Here is a 7,288-nt window from a genome sequence, read left to right as displayed (position 1 = left end):
AATAAATCCGGACAACGCTTGCTCCCTACGTATTACCGCGGCTGCTGGCACGTAGTTGGCCGGAGCTTCTTCTGCAGGTACCGTCATTTTCGTTCCTGCTGAAAGGAGTTTACGACCCTAAGGCCTTCATCCTCCACGCGGCGTTGCTGCGTCAGGCTTTCGCCCATTGCGCAATATTCCCCACTGCTGCCTCCCGTAGGAGTCTGGGCCGTGTCTCAGTCCCAGTGTGGCTGATCGTCCTCTCAGACCAGCTACCCGTCGATGCCTTGGTGAGCCGTTACCTCACCAACAAGCTGATAGGCCGCGAGCCCCTCCCAAAGCGAAAAACTTTCCTCACTCTATCTTGTGATAGTGTGAGCATATTTGGTATTAGCATCGGTTTCCCGGTGTTATTCCAAACTTTGGGGCAGGTTGCTCACGTGTTACGCACCCGTTCGCCACTATCTATAAGGGCAAGCCCTTATAAACCGTTCGACTTGCATGTGTTAAGCACGCCGCCAGCGTTCGTCCTGAGCCAGGATCAAACTCTCCATCGAAATTGATGAAAAAGCTTAATTCAAGCTAATTACTGTTTTTTTTGAGTTTCTCAAAATTTTTGAATTGATTAGGTCTGTACTTGTTTAGAAGTTGTTGATCGAATTCATAAGAACAGGTGTCTTCGTTTCTCTAAGAGGTGATATGTGTCTTTGGCTTTGGCTAGTAAGTACCTAAGTTATTTGATACTTATCAGTTAGTTGTCATTGACTCACCTAGTGAGTCGTTACGACTCTGTAGATATGAAAGTCGTTCAACAGACCAAAACTGGCTGTAATTCGAATGCACGCTATATGAATCTCATTTAGCTATGCTTCTCATCCTATTTCGTTGTCAAGGAGCGGCCCTTATATAGCTAGGTGTTAGCTTTTAGAAGTTAGCTTGTCCTTTTGATAGATAAATCATATCTAAGGCCTTAGCTAACTACTAGCTTTCACTTTCGCTACAAAAGTGTTTCCGTTGGATCATCTCTTATGCCTTAGTTCAAGGAGCCCAAGAGCTCTTTTCCCTTGTGGAATAAGAAATGATCTCAGAATTCCTTCGCATTTGTGTTTCACGAATGTTTCGTGGCTTTCAAAGCGGACTTATAAATCTATAAGGGTTGATGGTGAGTTGCTGCAATTTTGTTTGGATTTTTTGAAAAATGTTTGTGTGTGGGCGCAAGGCCTGACGGAGACTTTGGCTTGGGATGGTCTGCAACCCACAGCCCGAGCACCAACTCAAAGCTAATGTCCCCCTCTTGGGCCATCTACTAGTTCTCCTTCACATCCTCTAGCGGCAATCGGTCTACAGCGCTTTACTTGCACCGCGGACGCAGCACGAAGACCTAAAGTCTGAGATCCTGATTTGGAAAGATCACGCCAATCACCTTGATGGGACTAGATTTTTATAGACAAAAGCGCTGATGCCAAGGAATCGATTACAAAATTTTACATTCACGAAGAACCACAATTGATAGAGGCTGGACAGCCATTGAACGATGGATCAATAGCGAACCCACAGAGATAGGACTGCTGCAATCCGGCGCGCTTTCAATTTCGAGCACTGTACCATTCGTTGGAGTTATCGTAACATTGTCCCTACTGGTAGCAGCTGCGGGCATATCTACCCTTTATTACATCCTCGCCGGAGCTCTAATTAGTGCCCTGCAGGCAAACAGCATCTCGGAGTTCGCGCGAGTAGCGCCCAGTTCCGGATCGCTAATAGCTTGGGCTCAAATGACCTTCGGGGAAGTGGTATCAACACCGCTCGCCTATCTTCTAACGACCTCTTATTTTGCCATTATCTCGGGGCTGATCGTTGCAAGTGGATGGTGGCTCCAAGAAACATTAATATCATTCAGCGCACCTTCGATACCTTGGCAGGTCTATTCGATTTTCATCGCGCTGATCGTCTTGACTTTCATCGTCGGAAAGGCAAGAAGCCTCCTAAACATCAACCTTGGACTTGTTGTAATCCAGATAGTTGGCCTAGCGGCCCTTGCTGCAATCATAATTGCGCGATATTACAAAAACTGGAACAGCTCCTATGTCGCACTACCAATCCATGGCCAACTAGGGACATCTTGGACGAGTGCAGTCCCAATCGCCTTTTTCATCTTCCTGGGTTGGGAAAATATCTCGGCACTTGCTCCACAATTTAAAGGTGGGTCTAAGTCAGTAGCAACCAAAATATACCTAGCAATTATTGCGACTGCATTAATTGCAATAGTCATCTCTTTTACTACCACACTTGGTCTAGCATCTGATCTTTCCAAAATCATAGCAAGCCCCACTCCACTGGTTGAAGCAGCAAAATCAACAGCGCCATACCTGGTAAAAGTTACCTATTTTCTGGGACTGCTGTCGCTAATAAGCGCACTGTTTTCGCTTGTAACAAGCCAAGCTAACATTATCAATTACTGTGGATTACAAAGCTATTTTACCAAAAGAATCGCCTCTAAAAACTCTCAACCGATTCCTCACAAATCTGGCGTCATCCTAATAGTTGGTGCAACTGTGATAGGGGTTATTCTGGGATCTGGTCGTGATCCATTGCTGTACTTCTCCGAAGCTGCAACGCTATCTGCCCTGCTTACCATCATTGCTTATCTCGCGATCAATCTCGCCATACCAATCTATTTTCGAATTTATAGGCCCGAGGTCTATTCTAAAGTCAAACATCTTGTAATCCCAATAATGGCCTCAATCGCCTTGGTCTATCCAATCTATCTACTAGTCTCACCGAACCAATCTGCACCTTTTGGTTATTTTGGATACATCCTTGGCATCTTGCTTATCGTCGGCCTTGGAGTTGGCCTCTATAGACGAACTCACCTACAAAACCTTAAAAATACAAAGCTGCAAGAGTCAAGATTGCGATGACTAAATGGCAATACAATTGTCTCTAGTTCATTTAGAGCCTTCCATTTCAAACTATCTCTTATCAACTAGATCTTCATCAAATTAAAGATCAAAAATCTATATATAACCCACATTCACCATTTTTTTGCATCTCACAGCAGCTATATCGTCTCAATCAAATGTGCTTCAACAGGCTCGATGACCCATGTGAAACAGCGCAGCACTAGCGATGGCCAAACACTCTCGTGATCATCCCATCTCATTCTCACCTAGCCAACGCGCTGATGCTTAGGGCAGATCCATGATCCCATAGATTGGTTAGGCGTAGCCATTGCCACATGAAGGCCGCATGAAGTTGGGATTCTCCTATAAAATACCAAGAGAGGTGTAGGAGAGCTTTTCTTAGAAAGACTGCCTGTGTTTTCTGTGCAACTTTCCAAAGCAGCTAAACCACACCCCCATTTAATACGATTAAATAAATAGACAAAAAGAGCCGCCAACTCAAAGCAAAGAAGATGGTCCATAATCTAAAGCCAAAAACCAGAAGGCGAGAGATGATCTCGCTCTTTTTATCGCTCGCGTCAATAGGGCTACTTCTTAGTGCCTGTACTCTTCCAAAAGTCGTTTCGACCAACCCAGATACCTTCGCTCAGATCTCTTCTATTTACGCTTCGAATGGCACACTCATAACCCAAGTACCCACCAACATCGTACGTATCCCAATTCCACTCAGTCAGATGGGAAGCGAAATTCCAAAAGCCGTCGTCGCAATAGAGGACAGGCGCTACTGGAAGCGGGGTCCCATAGACATAAAATCGACAATTCGTGCAGCGCTTGCTGATCTTTCGGCTGGAGCGGTAGTACAAGGTGGTTCTACCATCGAAGAACAACTAGTGAAACTAGAACTTGGAACTCCTAAGCGAACCCTAGCCGAAAAGACACACGAGATACTACTGTCCCTCGGCTCTCTAGCCGGAACCACCAAAAGCATAGTTTTGGACAAATATCTAAACGATGTCTACCTAGGTGAAGGGACATATGGAATCCAAGCCGCCTCACTTAGATATTTCTCCCTTAACGCAAATCAGTTAAATCTAGTGCAGGCAGCATTATTGGCCGGATTGATCAATGCCCCATCTGCCTATGATCCAATTCTTCATCCAGCACTTGCCCTATATAGACGCAACCAAGTCCTGAACGCTCTATATGTGAATAGGCAGATCACCAAACAACAGCTAAGTTCTTCGCTATCGGCTCCAATTCAATTGAATCCTTCGAATACCGTAGTAAATCCAAAACTAGGGTATTTCTCAGAGACCGTTCTAAACGAAGCCGCAACCCTACCTGCGCTTGGATCGACCCCTACCCAGCGCCTAAATCTTATCGAGCACGGGGGACTGAAGATTGTAACTACAGAGGTCCAATCCCAACAAAAACAAGCACAAAAAGCTGTCTTAGATGGCATTCCGAACTCTGCCAACATGCCAAGCGGAGCACTGGTCTCGATCAATCCGGCCAATGGCGCCATTGAGGCATTGGTGGGCGGCCCAGGGTACAATTCGGGTAAGGCCTATTCTCAATTCAACATGGCAACCCAAGCACAACGTCCATCGGGATCGACCTTCAAGGTGATAGCACTAGCAGAGGCACTTACACAAGGCTTTACCGCTAAAAGTGTCTTTTATGCACCAAAAGTCCTTTACGTTGCACCTGCAAATCATCAGTCAGCTTGGGTTGTCCATAATTACGAGGGGGAACCCACTGGCTATATGACCCTTCTTACAGCCACTGCCCTTTCGGTGAATACCGTATATGCACAATTGATCACCAAAATTGGCCCAGCTAATGTAGTCTCTATGGCTCATGCTATGGGAATCAAGAGCCCACTGCTACCCTATAACTCGATCGTACTAGGTGCCCAGCCTGTCACACCGCTTGACATGGCTAGTGTAAATGCAACCTTGGCGGATTACGGAACCTACAACGCTCCCTATAGCATCTCGGCGATCTACGACTCCTCTGGAAAATTAATCTACTCCCATGCGCTTCACCCCAAGCAAGTACTCTCGCCAACCATAGCGGCAACAGAGATCCAGATACTAACGCACGTAATGACAGAAGGAACAGGCGTCAACGCCTCCCTCTATCGCCCGGCTGCTGGAAAGACTGGAACAGGAGAAAACTGGGCAGACGCTTGGTTTGCAGGTTTTGTACCACAATTAGCTACCGTTGTATGGGTTGGATATCCAAGCGGCGAGGTGCCAATGATTCCGCCAACTACGCCGATTTACGTAACTGGAGGAAGCTGGCCAGCAAGGATCTTTGCGCAGTATATGACCTCAGCACTTGCAGCATCTCCAATTGAGCAATTTAGGACTCCCACATCATTTGCAGTCGCGCCACCGGTGCCAACCACGACTTCCCCGCCAAAGGTATCGACAACGGTTACCACACCATCCACAGCCCTTACCAATGTCATCGGGATGCCAGTCAGTCTGGCTGAGTCAACGTTGTCAGGGCAAGGCTTTAAAGTTTCACTATCTTTTGCCCCATCTAGCGAATACCCGCCTGGATATGCAATTTCACAGAGTCCATCCCCTGGGGTTGCATTAGTTAAGGATGCGACAATCGATCTAACGGTAGCAAAGGGGACCTTGACCTATCCCTCGATAGTGGTGGTGCCCAACCTACTAGGCCTAACCGCTAGTCAAGCAAATGAAACCATATCAAGTGTCTCCCTGTCGGGAAGCTGCACCACCAACCAACAGACAGGTACTTCAGGCGCCAACCAAACTCCCCAAGCAGTTTGGGAGCAGTCGCCGATACCAGGCACCCAAGTGCCCTTAGGCTCCACCATTACCTGCTATAACAATCCCTAAAATCAATACAAACAAGTCAATACAGCCAGGTCAATACAACTGGGGACTCCCTCGGCAAAGCCACCATCACAGATGTCAGAGCCACGAATAGAGGTGCCGGAGTCACCCGCTAAATTCTCAAACGATCATACCATAGCTAATATTTTCCAATTCTTACGATCTATACAAGATGGGCATCGAAATAAAAGCAGCGCCGCCACCGGATTGACAAAAAGCTAGAACATCGAAACTATCTTCGGCCCCTAGATCATCTTCGCAGACGCTGAAGCGATCAAGGATCGATGCTGTATTGCTGGTAGCTAAAACATATACCACCATATTTTAGACTTCAGGGAGATCTATTCTTCCGAGGTGCATAGCTCAAAAGATACAGACAAGGTAACTATCGACTCTCAAGTTAAAGAACCGCATCACTTACGCTCGACCAAATTAGATAAGGGCCCATATTGGAGCCCGCGCCCATCCACAAGGTTGCGCCAAGCAATAAGACAAAGCCCATTTTGAAATCGCACATTTTGAAATCGCACCCATTTGGATCATCTCATCAGTAAGAGGCCGACAGTTGAAACTCTGGACTTTTAGATTCCAAATCGGATCCTAAAAGAATAACGACGAATCCTAAAAAACAAGACTCTCAGTCCAAGCAAAAAGGCATCTCAAAAAAGTTTTACATCTTTCGGAATAGTGTAGTAACTACTACAGTTAGAGGTATTAGGAAAAATACGCGATGAAACGGAACATACTTATCAAGTTTCGTAAGCAAGAGCCATTTTGGAATCAGATTCGCGGAGTAGCGGATGTGGAGACGCAAACACACATGTATTGAGAAGTCGCTCTACCAAGGACATTTCAAAGTGCCTTCGGTTGAATCGGTATGCGAATTCCTCGAGGTAAAGTTGCTTATGTTCCTCACGTCCGTGGTATGTTCCGTCGATAAATTTCTTGCAGTTCCCTATCAGGATGTTGAGCCATTTGAATGTTACATGTGCTTGTTCGTCTTTGGATAGAGTGATCGAATGCGCTAGTCCAAGGTCTTTCAGCACATACCCCGTAACTTGGGTTACCATCACTTATCAGCTTGGTATCGGAATCTAAACGTCTCACAAAAACATCTTTGAATGATTTAGCAGTGGTATCTTTGATTACTTCCATGAAGCAATGAGTAGGAGCACCATTGCTAATCGACACTCCAATTAGGACATTGGTTTGTTTTGTTCCCTTTCCTCGTTAGCCTTCGCCATGGCTCTCACCACCTAAAAAGAACTCATCTACCTGGACGTTTCCTCCAAGTTTATATAAACCATTTCGGTCAGCCATTGCTTTTCGTAGCTTATTTAGCATCAACCAGCCAGTCGAATAAGATACTTGAACGAATTTAGCAATGGTAGTAGCCGAAAGACCACGCTTGTCGTTGGACAATAGATAGATAGCGGAGAACCACTTGGATAAAGAGATATGGCTTCGATGGAAGATGGTTCCGGAGGTAACGCTAGTTTGACGGTGACAAGATTTACATTGAAAAAGTGGAGCTCG

2 protein-coding genes, 1 rRNA gene and 1 pseudogene are annotated in these 7,288 nt (G+C 46.0%); 2 read left to right on the top strand and 2 right to left on the bottom strand.

Annotated features, from left to right (window positions below):
- Positions 1-536, bottom strand: a 16S ribosomal RNA gene (locus tag AXFE_RS15865); the annotation flags it as partial.
- A 912-nt stretch (positions 537-1,448) separates the two neighbouring features.
- Here AXFE_RS15865 and AXFE_RS15860 point away from each other — a divergent pair.
- Together AXFE_RS15860 and AXFE_RS15855 are read left to right on the top strand one after the other, a co-directional pair.
- Positions 1,449-2,897 (top strand): APC family permease, encoded by a 1,449-nt coding sequence (locus AXFE_RS15860; protein ID WP_082058838.1) that lies wholly within the window; start codon positions 1,449-1,451, stop codon positions 2,895-2,897.
- A 494-nt stretch (positions 2,898-3,391) separates the two neighbouring features.
- Positions 3,392-5,755: a transglycosylase domain-containing protein gene (locus tag AXFE_RS15855; RefSeq protein ID WP_052606918.1), complete on the top strand. Its 2,364-nt coding sequence runs from the start codon at positions 3,392-3,394 to the stop codon at positions 5,753-5,755.
- Between the two features lie 746 nt (positions 5,756-6,501).
- On the opposite strand, the pseudogene AXFE_RS19585 reads toward AXFE_RS15855, so the two are convergent.
- Positions 6,502-7,288: pseudogene (locus AXFE_RS19585) on the bottom strand (IS1595-like element ISAxf1 family transposase); the annotation flags it as partial.

The organism is Acidithrix ferrooxidans (genome assembly GCF_000949295.1).
Classification (GTDB): domain Bacteria; phylum Actinomycetota; class Acidimicrobiia; order Acidimicrobiales; family Acidimicrobiaceae; genus Acidithrix; species Acidithrix ferrooxidans.
Note: the sequence above shows the minus strand (reverse complement) of the source record. Positions and strands in the feature narration are given on the sequence as shown.